Annotated in this window: 25 protein-coding genes and 1 pseudogene; 20 read left to right on the forward strand and 6 right to left on the reverse strand. The window is 26.8% G+C overall.

Features of this window, described 5'->3' with window-relative positions:
• Positions 1-196 precede the first annotated feature (196 nt).
• Both ACYUET_RS02570 and scpB read left to right on the forward strand, forming a co-directional pair.
• Positions 197-949, forward strand: a complete 753-nt coding sequence (locus tag ACYUET_RS02570; protein WP_460277654.1) for a segregation/condensation protein A — start codon at positions 197-199, stop codon at positions 947-949.
• On the forward strand, positions 936-1,541 hold the full coding sequence (scpB, locus tag ACYUET_RS02575) for an SMC-Scp complex subunit ScpB (RefSeq protein WP_460277655.1): 606 nt from the start codon (positions 936-938) through the stop codon (positions 1,539-1,541). The genes ACYUET_RS02570 and scpB overlap by 14 nt, the downstream gene beginning before the upstream one ends.
• A 96-nt stretch (positions 1,542-1,637) precedes the next feature.
• On the opposite strand, the gene ytfJ is transcribed toward scpB, so the two are convergent.
• Both ytfJ and ACYUET_RS02585 read right to left on the reverse strand, forming a co-directional pair.
• Positions 1,638-2,120 (reverse strand): GerW family sporulation protein, encoded by a 483-nt coding sequence (gene ytfJ, locus ACYUET_RS02580; protein WP_460277656.1) that lies wholly within the window; start codon positions 2,118-2,120, stop codon positions 1,638-1,640.
• Positions 2,121-2,132: 12 nt separating this feature from the next.
• A complete protein-coding gene (locus ACYUET_RS02585) occupies positions 2,133-2,702 on the reverse strand; it encodes a DUF2953 domain-containing protein (protein WP_460277657.1) in 570 nt (189 codons plus the stop codon).
• 140 nt (positions 2,703-2,842) lie between these two features.
• Between ACYUET_RS02585 and ACYUET_RS02590 the strand changes: the two genes are divergently transcribed.
• Positions 2,843-3,715, forward strand: coding sequence for a D-alanyl-D-alanine carboxypeptidase family protein (locus ACYUET_RS02590; protein ID WP_460277658.1), 873 nt, complete (start codon positions 2,843-2,845; stop codon positions 3,713-3,715).
• Positions 3,716-3,830: 115 nt separating this feature from the next.
• Here ACYUET_RS02590 and ACYUET_RS02595 read toward each other — a convergent pair.
• The 3 genes and pseudogenes from ACYUET_RS02595 to ACYUET_RS02605 all read right to left on the reverse strand — a co-directional run.
• Positions 3,831-4,331: pseudogene (locus ACYUET_RS02595) on the reverse strand (FAD-dependent oxidoreductase); the annotation flags it as partial.
• Positions 4,332-4,379: 48 nt separating this feature from the next.
• Positions 4,380-6,002, reverse strand: coding sequence for a recombinase family protein (locus tag ACYUET_RS02600; RefSeq protein WP_460277659.1), 1,623 nt, complete (start codon positions 6,000-6,002; stop codon positions 4,380-4,382).
• A complete protein-coding gene (locus tag ACYUET_RS02605) occupies positions 5,999-6,241 on the reverse strand; it encodes a helix-turn-helix domain-containing protein (protein ID WP_460277660.1) in 243 nt (80 codons plus the stop codon). The genes ACYUET_RS02600 and ACYUET_RS02605 overlap by 4 nt, the downstream gene beginning before the upstream one ends.
• Before the next feature lie 157 nt (positions 6,242-6,398).
• Between ACYUET_RS02605 and ACYUET_RS02610 the strand changes: the two genes are divergently transcribed.
• Both ACYUET_RS02610 and ACYUET_RS02615 read left to right on the forward strand, forming a co-directional pair.
• Positions 6,399-6,995, forward strand: coding sequence for an NUMOD4 domain-containing protein (locus tag ACYUET_RS02610; protein WP_460277661.1), 597 nt, complete (start codon positions 6,399-6,401; stop codon positions 6,993-6,995).
• A gap of 287 nt (positions 6,996-7,282) precedes the next feature.
• On the forward strand, positions 7,283-7,438 hold the full coding sequence (locus tag ACYUET_RS02615) for a hypothetical protein (protein WP_460277663.1): 156 nt from the start codon (positions 7,283-7,285) through the stop codon (positions 7,436-7,438).
• Positions 7,439-7,446: 8 nt separating this feature from the next.
• On the opposite strand, the gene ACYUET_RS02620 is transcribed toward ACYUET_RS02615, so the two are convergent.
• Positions 7,447-7,797, reverse strand: coding sequence for a helix-turn-helix transcriptional regulator (locus ACYUET_RS02620; protein WP_460277664.1), 351 nt, complete (start codon positions 7,795-7,797; stop codon positions 7,447-7,449).
• A 180-nt stretch (positions 7,798-7,977) separates the two neighbouring features.
• On the opposite strand from ACYUET_RS02620, the gene ACYUET_RS02625 reads away from it, so the two are divergent.
• From ACYUET_RS02625 to ACYUET_RS02695, 15 genes are all read left to right on the forward strand, one after another.
• Positions 7,978-8,196 (forward strand): helix-turn-helix transcriptional regulator, encoded by a 219-nt coding sequence (locus tag ACYUET_RS02625; protein WP_460277666.1) that lies wholly within the window; start codon positions 7,978-7,980, stop codon positions 8,194-8,196.
• 111 nt (positions 8,197-8,307) lie between these two features.
• The gene (locus ACYUET_RS02630) at positions 8,308-8,454 is read left to right on the forward strand and encodes a hypothetical protein (RefSeq protein ID WP_460277668.1); all 147 of its coding nucleotides are present in this window, start codon (positions 8,308-8,310) and stop codon (positions 8,452-8,454) included.
• A gap of 124 nt (positions 8,455-8,578) precedes the next feature.
• Complete coding sequence (locus ACYUET_RS02635) at positions 8,579-8,740, forward strand: hypothetical protein (protein ID WP_460277669.1); 162 nt, start codon at positions 8,579-8,581, stop codon at positions 8,738-8,740.
• 160 nt (positions 8,741-8,900) lie between these two features.
• Entirely contained in the window at positions 8,901-9,053 is a 153-nt protein-coding gene (locus ACYUET_RS02640) for a hypothetical protein (protein ID WP_460277670.1), read from the forward strand.
• A 1-nt stretch (position 9,054) separates the two neighbouring features.
• Positions 9,055-9,213, forward strand: a complete 159-nt coding sequence (locus ACYUET_RS02645; protein WP_460277672.1) for a hypothetical protein — start codon at positions 9,055-9,057, stop codon at positions 9,211-9,213.
• Between the two features lie 97 nt (positions 9,214-9,310).
• Complete coding sequence (locus tag ACYUET_RS02650) at positions 9,311-11,281, forward strand: DUF2813 domain-containing protein (protein ID WP_460277673.1); 1,971 nt, start codon at positions 9,311-9,313, stop codon at positions 11,279-11,281.
• Entirely contained in the window at positions 11,281-12,171 is an 891-nt protein-coding gene (locus ACYUET_RS02655; RefSeq protein WP_460277674.1) for a recombinase RecT, read from the forward strand. The genes ACYUET_RS02650 and ACYUET_RS02655 overlap by 1 nt, the downstream gene beginning before the upstream one ends.
• Complete coding sequence (locus ACYUET_RS02660) at positions 12,171-12,878, forward strand: MBL fold metallo-hydrolase (RefSeq protein WP_460277675.1); 708 nt, start codon at positions 12,171-12,173, stop codon at positions 12,876-12,878. The genes ACYUET_RS02655 and ACYUET_RS02660 overlap by 1 nt, the downstream gene beginning before the upstream one ends.
• A gap of 166 nt (positions 12,879-13,044) precedes the next feature.
• On the forward strand, positions 13,045-13,776 hold the full coding sequence (locus tag ACYUET_RS02665) for a helix-turn-helix domain-containing protein (RefSeq protein WP_460277677.1): 732 nt from the start codon (positions 13,045-13,047) through the stop codon (positions 13,774-13,776).
• The gene (locus tag ACYUET_RS02670) at positions 13,703-14,470 is read left to right on the forward strand and encodes an ATP-binding protein (RefSeq protein WP_460277679.1); all 768 of its coding nucleotides are present in this window, start codon (positions 13,703-13,705) and stop codon (positions 14,468-14,470) included. The genes ACYUET_RS02665 and ACYUET_RS02670 overlap by 74 nt, the downstream gene beginning before the upstream one ends.
• Before the next feature lie 14 nt (positions 14,471-14,484).
• Complete coding sequence (locus tag ACYUET_RS02675; RefSeq protein WP_460277680.1) at positions 14,485-14,694, forward strand: glucose-1-phosphatase; 210 nt, start codon at positions 14,485-14,487, stop codon at positions 14,692-14,694.
• A gap of 54 nt (positions 14,695-14,748) precedes the next feature.
• The gene (locus ACYUET_RS02680; protein WP_460277682.1) at positions 14,749-14,904 is read left to right on the forward strand and encodes a hypothetical protein; all 156 of its coding nucleotides are present in this window, start codon (positions 14,749-14,751) and stop codon (positions 14,902-14,904) included.
• Positions 14,905-14,933: 29 nt separating this feature from the next.
• Positions 14,934-15,329: a zinc ribbon domain-containing protein gene (locus ACYUET_RS02685; protein WP_460277684.1), complete on the forward strand. Its 396-nt coding sequence runs from the start codon at positions 14,934-14,936 to the stop codon at positions 15,327-15,329.
• Between the two features lie 22 nt (positions 15,330-15,351).
• Complete coding sequence (locus tag ACYUET_RS02690; RefSeq protein ID WP_460277686.1) at positions 15,352-16,170, forward strand: hypothetical protein; 819 nt, start codon at positions 15,352-15,354, stop codon at positions 16,168-16,170.
• Between the two features lie 36 nt (positions 16,171-16,206).
• Positions 16,207-16,560 carry a hypothetical protein gene (locus ACYUET_RS02695; protein ID WP_460277687.1) on the forward strand — a complete coding sequence of 118 codons (354 nt, stop codon included), beginning with the start codon at positions 16,207-16,209 and terminating at the stop codon, positions 16,558-16,560.
• Positions 16,561-16,607 lie beyond the last annotated feature (47 nt).

Below are 16,607 nucleotides of genomic sequence, written 5' to 3' on the forward strand. Positions count from 1 at the left end.
AGCTAATTGTTAAAGATTTATTTAAGTGTAAAGTAAGTATTTTACTATATAATTATATTGTAGGATAGATTAAGTGATTTAGGAAATATAGCTGATTTTTAACCAATAATCTTGTTTAAAATCTAGATAATTGTTATTATGTAAAGAAGAGAATTAAAATAACAGATATCCATGCTGTAAAAAGGTGGGTGAATATATGGATTTTCCTAATATTAGGATTAAAAATTTTGAAGGGCCATTTGATTTATTACTTCATTTAATTAAAAAAAATCAAATGGATATTTATAATGTAGAAATATCAAAAATAACCAATCAATATCTAAAATACCTTGATGATATGAAGGTTATGGATTTAGAACTTACTTCTGAATTTATTGTTGTAGCAGCTACATTAATTGAAATAAAATCTAAACATTTATTACCAAAATCTAAAAAGGAAGACGAAGAGGAAGAAGACCAGGAAAAAGATCTTCTTGAGAAGCTTATAGTATACAGAAAAATAAAAAGAGCAGCAGAATTCTTCAAAGAAAAATATATAAGTTCAGGAGAATTATATACTAAAAAGCCAGAAATAATAGAAGAAATCAAGAAGCCAGAAAGTAATGAGGATTTACTGAAAAATTTAACTCTTTTAGAATTATATAATATGTATAATAATCTTTTAGAGATTTACAACAATAAGCGAAATACAGCGAATGTAATCCAAAAGAAAATATTTGTTGATAAATATAAAATTGAAGATAAAATGGAACAGATGTTACTTTTATTAAAAGAAAATAAAAGTAGTAGATTTTCAGAAATAATGGCTGGATGTGAATGTAAGTTAGAATGTATTGTAAGTTTTTTAGCATTACTCGAAATGGTAAAATTAAGAAAAATCAAGGTATATCAAAGTGATAATTTCAATAATATAATAATTGAAAGGAGAGACGATATTGAAGAAGAATAGCACTTTACAAATCCAATTCATAGAAGATTTTACAAAGAAGTCTTTAAAATCAGCAATAGAAGCATTATTATTTGCAAGTGGAGAACCGTTAAGTTTAAAAGATTTATCGATTTATCTTGAAGAAGAAACAGAGGTTGTTGAGTCAGTTATACATGAAATGATTGAAGAATACGATAAACAGGAGAGAGGAATAAAACTTATTTTTATAAAAGGATCATATCAATTAGTTACTAAATCAGAAAATAGTAATTATATTCAAAAGCTTTTAAAAAAGAGTAAAAGGCAATCATTATCTCAGGCATCATTAGAAAGTTTAGCTATTATAGCATATCAACAACCTATAACAAGAATTGATATTGATGAAATAAGAGGTGTAAAATCTGAAAGTGCTATACAAAGATTAATAGAGAGAGAACTTGTTAAAGAAGTAGGAAGATTAGAAGTTCCAGGAAGACCTATATTATATGGTACAACAGAAGAATTTTTAAGACAATTTGGAATTCAAGACTTAAAACAACTTCCATCATTAGATCTTTTTGCAGAAGAAAATTCTCAAAATGATATTATTGATGAAGAGTTTAATGAGGACTAGCTAAGTTTTATTATAAATTAAAATAGGTGTACTGAATTTAATCAGTACACCTATTCCATGTTAATGTGTATGAAATTAAAAAATTAGGAGTTATTTTTAATCAGATGTAGTATCACTAGAAGAAGTATTAATTTCTTCTGTAACATCTACATCGATATTAGTAGTATTACCAGCTTTATCGTTTTTATTCTTTTTTCCTACATCTTTTAATAAATCTTTTATAATATCTATAACTTGGGGAACAGTATCAACAATTCTATCATAAGTACAATCTTGATCAACTGGTAGCATTCTCACACCATCTTCTTTAACAACTAAAAATGCAACTGGTTTAACAGAAACTCCAGCACCAGAACCACCACCAAATGGAAATTTTGATTCTTTATTAGCATTTTGTTGCAATGTGGAGTATTCAGTTCCCCCTGACGCAAAACCAAAGCTTAGTTTGGAAATAGGTATTATATAAGTACCGTCTTTGGTTTCAACGGCATCACCTATTACTGTATTTACATCGATCATATCTCTAAGATTTTCCATTGTACTTCTCATTAAGTTCTCAACGGGTTGTTCATTTGTCATAATATTACCCTATTAAGGGTCCACCTCCTTTGAATAAATCATACATTTAAATATAATGATTAATATATTTATAATGTTTGCAATTGAAAAGAATAATATACTTGAAATTTCAAATTTTACTAAAATTTTATCTTTAAATACAGGATTTAGATTAAATTTGAATTTATTTGTTTTAAATAATATATTAAAAAGAAAATATATTATTGGACAAACTTGATATAAGATTCCATATGAAATTGCAGTATTTGCTGCATCTCCAAGAGAATAAGATAAATCACCTGTTAAATTAATAAATGGTTTAAACTTTGAACTATATAGTTTATTAATTAAATATCTTTTATTTATTTTTTTAAATAATTCAAAATAATTTTTCTTTGAGAGTTTCCTTTTTACTTTTTTATGAGTATCTTCTTTTTCATTTTTTTCTAATTTAACATTATGTGTAGTATTTTTTTTTGACAAAATAATAATTTTATATAATTTTATATAATAATCTTCGTCTGAAAAGTACATACTAATTTTTAAAGGAAAAGGTATTAATATAATTATTAAAATTATTAAGCAAATAAAAAATAATTTCATAAATATACCTCCAACTGTTATGCATTTTATAAGTATTGACATATTATCCAAAAATAAAACCACTTTTTTTTAGAGTATAGGTTTAAAAATTAACTTTAAAGGAAAACTAGGATTAAATAGTGATTAAGAAGGTGAGTATTATGAGAAAAATTATTAAAAATAATATAATAATATTATTAATAAATATTATATTTTTTCAAATTTTCTCAACGACTGTTAAAGCAGATAATAAAATAAAAAATAATTTTAGAGTTAATGCAAGATGTGCAATTGCTTTAGATAGGGATTCAGGTCAAGTTCTTTTTGAACAAAATGGATATGAAATAGTACCTATGGCAAGTACAACTAAAATACTTACAGCAATTATTGCTATTGAACAAGGTAAGTTAGATGATAAAGTAACTATAAGTAAAAATGCTGCAAGTATTAGAGGTTCTAAGGTAGGATATAAAGCAGGAGAAGAAATTACATTAAAAGAGTTAGTATTTGGACTGATGTTTAAATCTGGAAATGATGCAGCAATAGCTATTGCAGAATCATTAGGAGGATCAATAGAAGGATTTGCTAAAATAATGAATCATTATGCTAAAGGAATAGGCGTAATAGATTCGCATTTTGAATCTCCACATGGATTAGATAGTAATTCACATTATTCATCAGCGTATGATTTAGCTATATTGACAGCTAAAGGAATGAAATATGATTTATTTAGAGAGATTGTTGGCAGTAAACAGATTTCAAAAGATAAATATAATTTTACGAGAGATTATAATAATATAAATAAGATATTATGGCTTATACCAGAAGCAAATGGTGTAAAGACAGGATACACAGGTGGAGCAGGTAAATGTTTAGTTTCATCTATTAATCATAAGGGCAGAGATATAATAATAGTTGTTTTAAATTGTCCTGACAGATGGAATCAAACGCAAAAAATATATAATCATGTTTTAGAAACTGTTGCATTTGAAAATCACAATGTTAAGGAACTTGTCTACGAAAACTATAAATAGTTTTTTAATAACATATAAGATAAAATGTAATATTATGTAGTTTCAAATATTCTTATATTTATAAACAATAAGAAAATCAGGAAGTGTTTTAAGCTTCCTGATTTTTATCTGATTTTTAACATAGCTTTTGTTCAAATATATTGTCCAAATTAACTTTCTTAACACGATCTTGTATTTCATCTATATTTGTTGTATAAAGCCCTAGTTCCTGCATTCTCTTGAAGTAACCAGCTCCAGCAAATGTATATCTATTTTTTCTACCTTCTCTTGTATTAGCTTTTTCATTTGCAAAACTTATAATATCCCCAATTGCAATAGAAGATGGAAGTATAAGAAGAGGCATTCCCATTATTAATCTAACTGCATTATGTCCAGCTAAAGAACCAGTGCAAATTGCTTCAGTATGACCTACAAATAAGCCACTTTTTTCCCCAGCACAGAATAAATTATCTACTCCAACAACTTTTAAGTCATTAGTTCTAGGGGCAACAGAAAGATATCTAATTGAATTACCTTTACTTCCGGCATATGGATCAACATATTTAGCATTTTCTAATCCTTTAATTTTCCTTAATTTCTCTAATGGATAATAAGTAGTCATTAGCTTTGCATGTCCAAGGTGAACAAAAGGACAAGCTTTCTATAATATTTTCCAAATCCTCATTTATTTTTTTTTAGAACCTATAATATTAATTTCAATTTCTTGTGTTTCAGAATTATATATAATATCATCTGTTATAGCATTAATTAATTGTTTTTGTTCACTTGTTGGTAAAATTCTGATATTTATACATTTATCTAATATAGTAGAAATAAAACTAATATTTAATTCTTCTTTTTTATTATCTTCGATATCAGTAGTTATCTCTAATAACTCCAATTCTATCTTTTTAACATCTTTTTTTAAAGATTTAATTTTATCAATTAAAATATCTGAGATACTATCATCTAACGATAGCTTGTTTACAAGATTATCTATTTGTTTCTTTTTATCTGCAATTTGTTTTTCTAAAATAACTTTTTTATTACTTTGATTATTTGTCTTTAAATTTTCTTTATTTCTTTTTTTAAGAGAATCTAAATAATCTTGCTTATTTTTTGCTAGGTTTTCTAACTCTGTTAATACAGATGTTTCTATCTCCACAGCTTTTAAGTTCTTAGCATTACATAATTGACTTTTAGATCTTCTTTTCATGCTACAAACATAATAAAAAAGTTGTTTGCCAGTAGTTTTTGAAATTTTACCATGGCTTACAATCATAGTATTTCCACAACTACATTTAAGCTTACCTGTTAATATTGCATTATTTGTTTTACCAAGGTTAGGAAAGGTATCTTTATTTCTTTTAAATTGTTCTTGAACAGAAATCCATGTGTCAGCATCAATAACTCCTTCGACCTTTTCACTAACAGCAGCAATCCATTCAGATTTATCTTTTACCTTTTTTGTTGCTTTACCATTAATAGTAATAGATTCTGTTTTATTATAACTTAATACTCCATGTTCAGCATCAGCAGTACCGTATACGTTCCAACCATCATCATGTAACCATTGTAAAACTTTATCGTTTGCTTTAACATATACAGGATTTTGAAGAATTACTTTTAAAGAAGTTTTTTCTAATAAAACACCTGAATTAGATTTTATATTATGCTGTGTAAACCAAACTTCTGTCTTGTGCAGAGATCCTTCTTTTAAATAAGTTTCATATATTAAATTTACTAATTTTAATTCTTCTTCATTTTTCACTAGTTTAACTGATTTACGCTCATTTCCTTCAGTATCTAAATATAGTATAGACTCACTGTCATAACCTAGTGGAGTTCTTCCACCGGTCCACATTCCACGTTTAGCCATTTCTAACATGTTATCTCTAACACGTTCTGCAATAGTTTCACGTTCTAGTTGCGCAAATACGCTTGCTATGTATATCATAGCTCTACCCATAGGGGAACTAGTATCAAATTGCTCTTTTATACTGATAAAATCACAACTATTAGCTTGTAATAGTTCTAATGTAGAAGAAAAGTCTGCTACATTTCTACTTATTCTATCTAATCTATAACATATTAATACATCATATTCTTTTATGCTTTTCATTAATAATTTAAATTGTGGTCTATTAGTATTACTACCTGTATAACCTTCATCTTCAAATATAAAAAATTCAATTTTATCATTTTTAAATTTACTGTTTGCATAATCTTTACACATTTCTATCTGGTTTTCTATAGATTCTCCAACACCAGTAAATTTTGATTTTCTACTATATATTGCTACTCTCATTTTAAATTCTCCTCAAAATCACATCTAGTTCTACATTCTATTATACAAGGTAATAGTAATCGAGGGCAAATTTCAAGAGCATCTGCAAGCCTATAAAGCATACGTATAGTAGGTGATTTATGTCCTTTTTCTATAGCAGATATATAACCTTGACTGATGCTGAGCATAATTGATAATTGTCTTTGAGAGATGCCTTTGTGTTCTCTATAATACTTTAAATTTATCTTTGGATTATCCATCTTATGTTTAACTCCTTATTAAAGCTACCTATTATAAATATAAACTATAAAGATATAGCAACTAATAGTAGATGGGAGGGAAATATGGTAATATATTGATTATATATATTTTTAGAGTTAATATATATAATAAACTATTTATATTAGAGGTGTATTTATGGTAGATAATTTAGACAATGAAATATGGAAGGATATTATAGGATATGAAGGATTATATCAAGTTAGCAATTTAGGACGTGTAAAAAAAGTAAAAGCCATATATGGAAAGCTTGATAAATTAGTTAAAAATCATAAAAACAAAGATGGATATATAGTAGTAGCATTATATAAAAATAGTTGTAAAAATAAAAAATACAGAGTACATAGACTAGTGGCGGAAGCATTTATCCCTAATCCTAATAACTACCCTATAGTAAATCATAAAGATGAAAACCCAAGTAATCCAAGAGTTGATAATTTAGAGTGGTGTACAATTAAATATAATAATACATATGGAAATGCTATTTCTAAAAGGATAGCACATATTAATTATAAGAAAACAGTTGCAAATACTGATTATAAAAAAAGAACTCAAAATACTAATTATAAAACTAAAAAATTATACCAATATGATGAAAATCTTCATTTAGTAAGAATTTGGAGTAGCATAAAAGAAGCATTAGAACACGGATATAAATATAATGGAATTTATGCTTGCTGTACAAATAAGCAAAAAAAACATAAAAATTATATATGGAGTTATGTAGAAAAATGACATATTTTATGTATATGTCATTTTTTCATTTATTATAGGGAACGAAAATTCATTATTCATTAAAGTATCTCTGACAGAGATATATTTTTGGGTTTATAATAAAAACACAGTAAAGAAAAGAGAACAATTTGAAATAAAAAATATATAATATAAAACAAGTAAACAAGCCATTTTATAAATGTTAATAGAACATGTGTTCGCAAAATAATTGACTAATATATGGATGTAGTAGTAGAATAATAAGAGAACATATGTATGGAATAAGAATAATTTAGGGGTTGGAGAGGATGACAAACAAAATAGATTGTACAAACTTAGAAAAGATATCTTTAATTAAAATAGCAGATTTATTAGATAAGATTCCGGGACACGGAGAAAATATAGATTTAGATTTTCTTGAAAAAGAATGCAAAAAAATAGAAGTATGTACTAGCATTGCCTAGGACTACTTCTATTTTTCTACATTTGCTAATCTTAAAAGCTGTTCTAATTTTTCATAATCAATATTTTCAAGATTTATTCCAGCTTTTTTTATCACGTCTAAAATTTCTTTAGCTTTATCCATTGGATCATATTCTTTTTTTGTATTTTCAACATTATTTGTTTTGCCTAAAAGAAAATCAACAGACACAGAAAATATATTAGCTAATTTTATTAATGTTTCTGCATCAGGAGTTCTATTTCCTTTTTCCCAATTAGAAACGGTTTGTTTGCTTACATTTAATATTTTAGCTAATTCAGGTTGATTATATCCTAATAATAACCTTCTTTCTTTAATTCTTTTACTAAGAATATCAGTCATTTTTATCACTCCTAATATAAAATAATTATAAACTATTTGTTGATTTATATAAATGATAGTAAACAAAAAGAATATAATTTAAAGAAAAAGTCAAAAAAAGTGTTGACAGTCAACTAAAAGTTGATTAATATATAAATATACCAAGTAAACATAAAGTTTACGAAAAGAGGAGGTGGTATGATGATAAATAAAACATTAAAAGCTTATAGGATGTTGAAAGGTATTAAGCAAGAAGAAGTTGCAGAGATACTTGGAATATCTTTAACAACTTATAGTAAAAAAGAAACTGGAAAAACTCAGTTCTCTCTTGAAGAAGCTAAAAAAATGTCAGATTATTTTAATATATCAATAGAACAACTTTTTTTTGCAGATAGAGTAAACTTATCGAATACTATTTGAGTATAGTTTCTTCAAAAAAATAAAATTAAAACTATTAAATAAAATACAACTTAGTCAAATAAATGTAACCAAAATAGGATAAGAAGAATAGATTAACAATGAGGTGGTTAAATGCTAAAAGTCAAAGTTAATCTCCCAGAAGATATGACAGATGTATACAACAAAATAGCTGATTTTCAAGCTGAAATGATAATGAAAAAATGTACGCCAACTCAAGTAGAAGCAATTATCAAATATTTAGAGAGTAAAGAACAATAGAGAAATAGGCAGAAATGCCTTTTAAAAAAACTTTTTATTAGGAAAAAAGCATAGAGTTTCTCAATATATTCTATGCAAGGAAGATTGTATTAATTACAAAAATCTAATAAAAGGTGGGGTAAAAATGATGGAGGGTGGAAAAGCATTTTTAAATTTTTATTCTATAGTAGTTATTTTAATTTTAGGATTTAAATCACTTAAATTAATAGGTACTAAGAAGGATAATCGAGGTTCAATTACATTTGCAGCTATTATTCCAATTTTAATTTACTTAATAAATATTTAGGTGAATGCTATGGAAGCTAAATGTTGTCAATGTAGAGAATACTGAAACATCAGTATAAAAGCTCAAATACCTGTTGATGGATATGTTTGCCCTTGGTGTAGAGCTAAAGAAGCAAAAGAAAAACAAAAAGCTAAAGAATTAAGAAAGGGGAGAATAACAAGTGTTTTGCTTAAGAATAGGCAAAGAGTTCATGCATAAAAACAATAAGCTTGAAGTTGTAAAGATTTCAAGGAATTATTTCTTAGCAGAAGATGAATTTAAGACAACAATTAAACGATTTCCTATATTGAATGTTATTAAGGGAGGTGAATAAGGTGATTTCAATTTATACGCTTAATCAGGATTTGGCTGATGTTGAAGGTCATTTAAATGATGGAAATTTAGAAGCTGCAAAAGATGCATTTTTAAAGTTAAAGGATGATAACAGAGAGGTGATAGAGTTTTTAGATGAATGTTCATCAATACAAAAATAAGCTGCTAAGAAAAGCCTAGGAAACTTAAAACTTAGCAACTTACAAAATAATTCACGTTTAGTATAACACAATTTAATTAAAATTAGGAGGTTATTACATGATTAGACTTAAAAAATTAGAAATTAAAAATTTTAAGGGTATTAAAGAATTAACAGTTACATTTGGAACACTAACAAGTATTTTAGGAGAAAACGGAACAGGCAAAAGTACTATATTTGATGGATTTAGCTGGCTGCTATTTGGAAAAGACAGTCACGATAAAAAGGACTTTGAAGTACAAACATTAGATGAATATAATAACGTAATTCATGGATTAGAACATTATGTAATAGGATATTTAGAAGTTGATGGTGTAGAAAAAACATTTAAAAGAAGGTTAAAGGAAAGATGGGTAAAACCTAATGGCAAGGCTGAAAAAGAACTTAAGGGATGTACAACAGAATTTGAGATAGATGATATTCCAGTAAAGCAAAAAGAATATCAAACAGCGATAAATGAGCTTATAGATGAAAATTTATTTAAGATGGTAACTAACCCTTTGTATTTTAGCTCACTTAACTGGACCAAACAAAGAGAAATCTTACTTGACATTATAGGAGACATAAGTGAAGAAAATGTAATCAACTATAACAAAGATTTAGAACCACTAAAAGCTTTATTAACTGATGGCATTGATAATTTTAATAAGAGGATTAAGGCAAGTATTTCAAAACTTAAAGAACAAGTTAAATCAATACCTTATCGTATAGATGAATGTAATAACTCAATAGTAGAAGTTGATTTTTCAGAATTGGAACTTAAAAAAGCACATATTCAAAGTAAGATTAATGTTATTGATGAACAAATAGCAGATGAATCTAAAGTTAATGATACAAAGTTAAGGCTTCAAGATGAACTTTATAAACTTAAAGAGGAACGTTCTAAAAAACAACAAGAAGTTTTAAAAAGTGCAAATAAACCTTTAGATGATATTCAAAACAATATAAATCAAGTAAGAAATAGAGTTCAAGACTTAGCTTATAAAATTCAAGATTCAGAAAGAGATAAAGAAAGAAAAAATAAATATATTGAAGCTGTTAAGAAAGATTTAGAGGAACAAAAGCTAGAAAAACAAGCGCTACTTGATAAATATCATATTGAATATGATAAAGAATTTGAATTTGATACTTCATTAATTTGTTGTCCAACATGTGGAAGAGAATACGAGACAGATAAACTTGGAGAAATTAAAACTAACGCTGAAAGTAGATTTAATATAGAGAAATCTAAACTTATATCAAAAATTATAACCGATGGTAAGATCATAGCAGCTGATATTGAAAAATTAACTATAAAAATAGAATCTTGTGATAAAGAAATTCAAGAAATAGCAGCATTAATAAAAGGAATGAATTTAGAAAAAACATCATTAGATGAACAATTAGAGTTACTTGAAAAAGAAAAAGAACCTTTAACTATTACAAAAGAGATACATTTTAAAGGGGAAGAAGAACTAAATTCTAAGATTGATAAATTAAAAAATCAAATAGAAGAATTTAAGGAAGTAGATAATTCAGAATTGAAAGCTAAAAAGAGAGCATTACAAGAAGAAGTAGAAGATATTACAAAAATATTAGGCAAAAAAGATACTAATTCAGAGCTTAAGAAGAGAATGGAAGAACTTAATCAAGAAGAAAAAGACTTACAAATTAAGATTGCTGAATTAGAAGGACAACAATATCTAGGTGAAGAGTTTATAAGAACTAAAGTTGAGCTTTTAGAAGATAGTATAAACAAAAAATTTAAAGGAGCAGTAACATTTAAACTATTTAACCAACAAGTGAATGGTGGTCTATCAGAAACATGTGAAGCACTTATAAATGGAGTTCCATTTAGTAATGCAAATACTGCAAGTAGAATAAATGCTGGATTAAGCATAATAAATACTCTATGTCAACATTACAAAGTATCAGCACCAGTTTTTATAGATAATGCTGAGGCTATAAATGAAATAGGTAATACAGATAGTCAATTAATCAAGCTAGTTGTTAGTTTGGATAAAAATATAAAAGTTGAGGTGAATAACTAATGAGCGAAACAGGATTAACTATTACAAAAGAAAATGCATTAAACAATGTAATGGCAAAGATTGAAACTTTAAAAAAAGATACAGGAATAGTTTTACCTAAAAATTATTCAGCATCTAATGCAATTAATTCAGCTTGGTTAAAGTTACAAGATGTTAAAGATAAAACTGATAAACCAGCATTAGAAGTATGTAGCAAAAATTCAATTATAGAAACTTTATACAATATGGTATTACAAGGTTTATCTCCAGCAAAGGATCAATGCTATTTTATAGTATTTGGAGGGAAGCTTCAATTAATGAAGTCTTATTTAGGAAATATAGCTGCAGCTAAAAGATTAAAAGGTGTTGTAGATGTAGTTGCAAATGTAATTTATCAAGGTGATGAATTTAAATATACTATAGATCCTACAAATGGAAGAATGAAAATATTAAAACATGAACAGGAATTTGACAATATAGATGATGATAAAATTCGTGGTGCTTATGCAATGGTAATTTTAGAAAATGAAGAAAATTTTATTGAAATGATGACTATAAAGCAAATAGAAAGTGCTTGGAAAATGAAACCTTTCTTTAAAAATTTTTCAAAAGCTCATATGGATTTTAAAGGAGAAATGTGTAAAAAAACTGTTATAAATAGAGCTTGCAAACACTTTACTAAAACAAGTGATGATTCAGATGCACTTGTAGAGATTGTTAATAAAACATATGAGTATGATGAAAAAGATATTGTTGAAAGTACACATCAAGAAGTTAAAGAAGAAATTAAAGAAAATGCAAACCAAGAAATAATTGATATTCCAATTGATATTCCAGTAGATGAAGTAAAAGCTGAAAAAGTTCAAAGTGAAGCAAATAAACAAATGAAATTAGGAGATGAACCATTTTAATGATTAAAGTAGTTGCTACTGGATCAACAGGAAATTCATATATTATTCAAGCTGGAGAAGAAATTCTCTTGCTTGAATTAGGAATTAACTTTAAGAATATCAAAAAAGCTTTAAATTATGATTTAAGTAAGGTTGTAGGTGCATTAGTAACTCATGAACATAAGGACCATAGTAAAGGTGTAAATGATGCTATGAAAAGTGGAATAGATGTTTATATGAGTGAAGGAACTAAAAAAGGAATAGGATTAGAAAATAGTGAGTATTTACACAGAATTACTATGATTAGTACTAAATATGTGTATCCTATAGGTCATTTTCTTATATTACCTTTTAAAACTGAACATGATGTAAATGAACCACTTGGCTTTTTAATATATCATCCAGAATTAGGGAAAATATTATTTGCAACTGATACTTATTACCTTAGAAACAGATTTAAAGATATAAACCACATCTTTATTGAATGTAATTATTCAGAAGATGTATTACCAACATTACCTGCATGGAGAGCAAGAACTATAAAAAGTCATATGTCATTAGAAACATTAAAAGAAACTCTTAAAACTTGGGATTTAGAAGTAACTAAGGATATAACACTTATTCATATATCACATGACAATGGTAATCCGGATAGATTTAAAGAAGAGATTGAAGAAATGACAGGAATTAAAACTTATGCAGCAATACCAGGACTAGAAATAAAATAAGCTCCCATAAGGGAGCTACAGCAAAAAAACTACAGAATAAAACCTTGGCAGAGGTTTATATTCAACAAATTAAATTAAGTAGTGATATTACTATTACCATACTTAATAAATCTATTTTTATTATATCCAAAATACTAGAAAATATTCAACTAAGGAAGGTGAAAAGATGAATGACCAATTAAATTTTAGTAAAGATTCTATTTATAGAGAAGGTTATGGAATAGTTGCTAAAACCGTTATGAGAAATAAAGAGTTAAGTGCAGAAGCTAAAGCAATTTATAGTTATATTTGTAGCTTTGCTGGAAGTGGAGTTACTGCCTTTCCTAGTGCAGAATTAATGATGCATGAGCTTAATATGGGAGATAAAAGATTTTATAAGTTTAGAAAAGAATTAGTTGATAAAGGATATATAACAATTATTAAACAAAGAAATGGAAATCGAAGAGAAAAGAATATATATCAAATTGAAATAGAACCAAATAAAGTTCTTGAACACCGTCGATTTGAAAGTGTTCAAAATGAAAGCATTCAATTTGAAAGCGTTCAAAATAACGGTAGTAATATTAACAGTATTACTATTAACAATCTTAATAGTAACAGTTCTACTAATTTATTATTGTTATATGAGCAACTAGGATTTGGACTAATTAATCCTACAAATAAAGAAGATTTAAAAATATTATCAGAACAATACACAGAAACTTGGGTAATAGAAGCTATGAAAGAAGCTAATGAACAAGGTGTTAGAAATATAAAGTATGTTAAGGGGATATTAAAAAATTGGAGAACAAAAGGTTTTAAAGCTGCAAAAGGAGGGAAAACAAATGGAACTACCAGCAAGTCTAATGAGAATAATGGAACAAAGGAAGGACCACAGTACAAATTCGAATTCGACTAATTATAAATGTTCTAAATGTAGAGATACTGGTTGGATTCAAACAGATACTGGTTTTTCAAGATGTGAGTGTTATGAAACAGATTATCTTAATAGACTTTGGGAAAATTTTGGTGTCAATCCTATGGATGTTAAAAAGCTTAATGACTATAAACCATACAATGATTTAACCAAAAGAGCTAAAGAAAAGACTTATGAATATATTACAAATTTTAATGATCTAGAAGAAGAAAAGTGGTTATGCCTTATGGGACAACCAGGAGGTGGAAAAACGCATTTAGTATTAGCTGTTGGAAAAGCTTTATTAGAACAAAAAATTAAAGTAGTGTATATGCCTTATCTTGAAGCTACTAGGGAACTAAAATCTAATGCTATGGATGATGAATATTACAACAAATTAAGCAACAGATATAAGAGGGCAGAAGTACTTATAATTGATGATTTATTTAAAGATAAAGTAAAGAAAGGAAGACTTGCAGGAGAAATAACACCAGCAGATATGAATCATATTTATCCTATTATTAATTTTAGATATTCTAATAAGTTACTAACTTTAATTTCTACAGAATGTACGCCTAATATGCTTTTAGATTTAGATGAAGCATTAGCAGGAAGAATATTAGAAATGTGTGGTAAAAGATTTGGAAATGTATTTAACAATGAATGCAATTATAGGTTAAGACAATTTATGAGTTAAAGGGGGATTTTAAAATGGACCTGGCTATAGAAAATAACTATCTTAAGAGAGTTATAAAAACTAAGGAGATTCAAATTACTAATTTAAAAAATGAAAATGCAATATTAAAAACAAGATTGCAGGATTTAATAGAATTAGCAGTTATGAATGTAGAAGCTGGCTTAACTATTAAGAGAGCATTAGAAATATTAAGAACTAATTCAATCAAAGAAGGAATCTTATGATATTAAACTTTATGCAGTTTTAATTTTACAATAGTCAGAAAGGACGAAGAAAGTATGGAATTTAGATTTTGTAAATTTGAAGATAAAAATTTACTTATAATACAACATGAAGAACATACAATAGGAGCTATAAAGCTTGATGATATAAGAGAATTTGTAAATGATAAAGAGCAAAGTGTTAAATTTTTAAATGATGAAATGAATAAATAAATTTAATAAGGGGGAAAGGGTAAAGGAATATGGGGAAAATAAGTAAAGATGAAGCTTACAAGATTTTAGATGCTTATGATACTAAAGAATTAGCAAGAGTATTTGTTGAATATATGATAAGTATTGGCGTTAGAAAGTTTGATAGAAGAAGAAAGGATAAAGTTAATACTTATTCAGTAGATGGAGATAGCACTGGTTGGAATAGAGTAGAGTGCTATTACCATAAAGATTCTATAAAGTATTGTGAAGAAGATTTAGATATAACTTTAAGGAAAAGATCAGGATATTATTTGATTATTGGAAGAAAAGGTGAAAGAGCTTTTGAAAGAAGTTATGATTCAATAGTTCATTATGATTATAAGTTATTTAATGAAATTGTACAAGATCATCAGAAACTATTTCAAATGTTACTTAGTGGAATGTAGAAGTTAGAAAGGGTGTAGAAAGATGAATAAAGATAAAATGCAAGAAGCTATAGAAGTATTGTTAAGGAGTTTTACAGCAAAATCAGATGAAGAAGCTATAAAATTAACAGCAAATGCTTTGGCTAATTTAGAAGAAAGTGAATATAAGATAGATGGGCCAGAAGATTTTAACTGCTTTATTATGTGTAAAGTTAATAATGGTTTAAAAGCAATAACTAGAACAATGCATGAAGCTCCAGGAGAAGAAATAAAAGATAAAAGTAAAGCAGATTTTATATTTATTAATTATGGTTTCTTAGAACGTAATATAAGAGAACTTTGTACATTAAGGGAAGGTTCTGCATGTTGTGTAGATAAATCTAGACATATTTTAAACATGTATTTAGAATATGCTTTGCATGGAACCATACCTAATTTTGATCCTACAATAGAACATTATTGGACTCCTAATTTTGGAGATAATGAGATGTGGATCAATCTTTGTAATGGTCTTTATAGATTATATTATGGGTATACAGAAGAATATTTTAAAGCATATAACTCATTAATTCAATGTGAAATAAGAAGGTTTAAGCATATTCTTCATAGATGGTTTATTGAATATATAAATGGAGAAGTTGTACCATTTACTACAAGTTGGGATGATCGTACTAATAATCCTTTAAAAACAGATAAAGAAGGAGATTATTATATTATCAATAAGAAATATGCTGGATCAATTGAAACAGAACCTTATAATGCAGCAGATGAAGAATTTAAATTTTTATATAAAGATTGTGTTAAGGTTCATAAAGATAAAATAGCACGTATTTATTATGAAGATGAAGAGAGAATGTGTTAAGAGCAATGCTATTCAATATGTAAAGGAGGAAAAAGTATGGATAAGAAATGCAAAAATTGTTGTTATAAAATAATGAATATAAATAATCCTACTTGCACAAATGATAGTGTAAATCAGATTTGTAATTCTCCAAGAGATAAATATGTATCTTGTTTACTTGCAAGAACTTTAATGATTGATTGTAAATTTAAGGAGGAAATAAAAATGTTTTGTAAGAAGTGTGAAGAAATGGTGACCATGAGTGCATTTAGTTATTCCAATTGTGAAAGATGCGGAAAAGCGATAACTACACCACATATTCCACCATATAAAATTTGTGAAGAATGTGCTAAATATTCTGGTGATTGTCAACAATGTGGCGAAAATATTGAGGATAGAAATAATTCGTAATATGTAAAAAGTGCGAACATATTACTGATGTCAGCAAAATGATAAGA

This window comes from Clostridium sp. CTA-5 (assembly GCF_054768135.1).

Bases quoted from the DNA above. Each gene is read 5' to 3' on its own strand.
- ACYUET_RS02570 (WP_460277654.1), top strand. From the start codon at position 197: ATGGATTTTCCTAATATTAGGATTAAAAATTTTGAAGGGCCATTTGAT.
- ytfJ (WP_460277656.1), bottom strand. From the start codon at position 2,120: ATGACAAATGAACAACCCGTTGAGAACTTAATGAGAAGTACAATGGAA.
- ACYUET_RS02585 (WP_460277657.1), bottom strand. From the start codon at position 2,702: ATGAAATTATTTTTTATTTGCTTAATAATTTTAATAATTATATTAATA.
- ACYUET_RS02590 (WP_460277658.1), top strand. From the start codon at position 2,843: ATGAGAAAAATTATTAAAAATAATATAATAATATTATTAATAAATATT.
- ACYUET_RS02600 (WP_460277659.1), bottom strand. From the start codon at position 6,002: ATGAGAGTAGCAATATATAGTAGAAAATCAAAATTTACTGGTGTTGGA.
- ACYUET_RS02605 (WP_460277660.1), bottom strand. From the start codon at position 6,241: ATGGATAATCCAAAGATAAATTTAAAGTATTATAGAGAACACAAAGGC.
- ACYUET_RS02610 (WP_460277661.1), top strand. From the start codon at position 6,399: ATGGTAGATAATTTAGACAATGAAATATGGAAGGATATTATAGGATAT.
- ACYUET_RS02615 (WP_460277663.1), top strand. From the start codon at position 7,283: ATGACAAACAAAATAGATTGTACAAACTTAGAAAAGATATCTTTAATT.
- ACYUET_RS02620 (WP_460277664.1), bottom strand. From the start codon at position 7,797: ATGACTGATATTCTTAGTAAAAGAATTAAAGAAAGAAGGTTATTATTA.
- ACYUET_RS02625 (WP_460277666.1), top strand. From the start codon at position 7,978: ATGATAAATAAAACATTAAAAGCTTATAGGATGTTGAAAGGTATTAAG.
- ACYUET_RS02630 (WP_460277668.1), top strand. From the start codon at position 8,308: ATGCTAAAAGTCAAAGTTAATCTCCCAGAAGATATGACAGATGTATAC.
- ACYUET_RS02635 (WP_460277669.1), top strand. From the start codon at position 8,579: ATGATGGAGGGTGGAAAAGCATTTTTAAATTTTTATTCTATAGTAGTT.
- ACYUET_RS02650 (WP_460277673.1), top strand. From the start codon at position 9,311: ATGATTAGACTTAAAAAATTAGAAATTAAAAATTTTAAGGGTATTAAA.
- ACYUET_RS02655 (WP_460277674.1), top strand. From the start codon at position 11,281: ATGAGCGAAACAGGATTAACTATTACAAAAGAAAATGCATTAAACAAT.
- ACYUET_RS02660 (WP_460277675.1), top strand. From the start codon at position 12,171: ATGATTAAAGTAGTTGCTACTGGATCAACAGGAAATTCATATATTATT.
- ACYUET_RS02665 (WP_460277677.1), top strand. From the start codon at position 13,045: ATGAATGACCAATTAAATTTTAGTAAAGATTCTATTTATAGAGAAGGT.
- ACYUET_RS02670 (WP_460277679.1), top strand. From the start codon at position 13,703: ATGGAACTACCAGCAAGTCTAATGAGAATAATGGAACAAAGGAAGGAC.
- ACYUET_RS02675 (WP_460277680.1), top strand. From the start codon at position 14,485: ATGGACCTGGCTATAGAAAATAACTATCTTAAGAGAGTTATAAAAACT.
- ACYUET_RS02680 (WP_460277682.1), top strand. From the start codon at position 14,749: ATGGAATTTAGATTTTGTAAATTTGAAGATAAAAATTTACTTATAATA.
- ACYUET_RS02685 (WP_460277684.1), top strand. From the start codon at position 14,934: ATGGGGAAAATAAGTAAAGATGAAGCTTACAAGATTTTAGATGCTTAT.
- ACYUET_RS02690 (WP_460277686.1), top strand. From the start codon at position 15,352: ATGAATAAAGATAAAATGCAAGAAGCTATAGAAGTATTGTTAAGGAGT.
- ACYUET_RS02695 (WP_460277687.1), top strand. From the start codon at position 16,207: ATGGATAAGAAATGCAAAAATTGTTGTTATAAAATAATGAATATAAAT.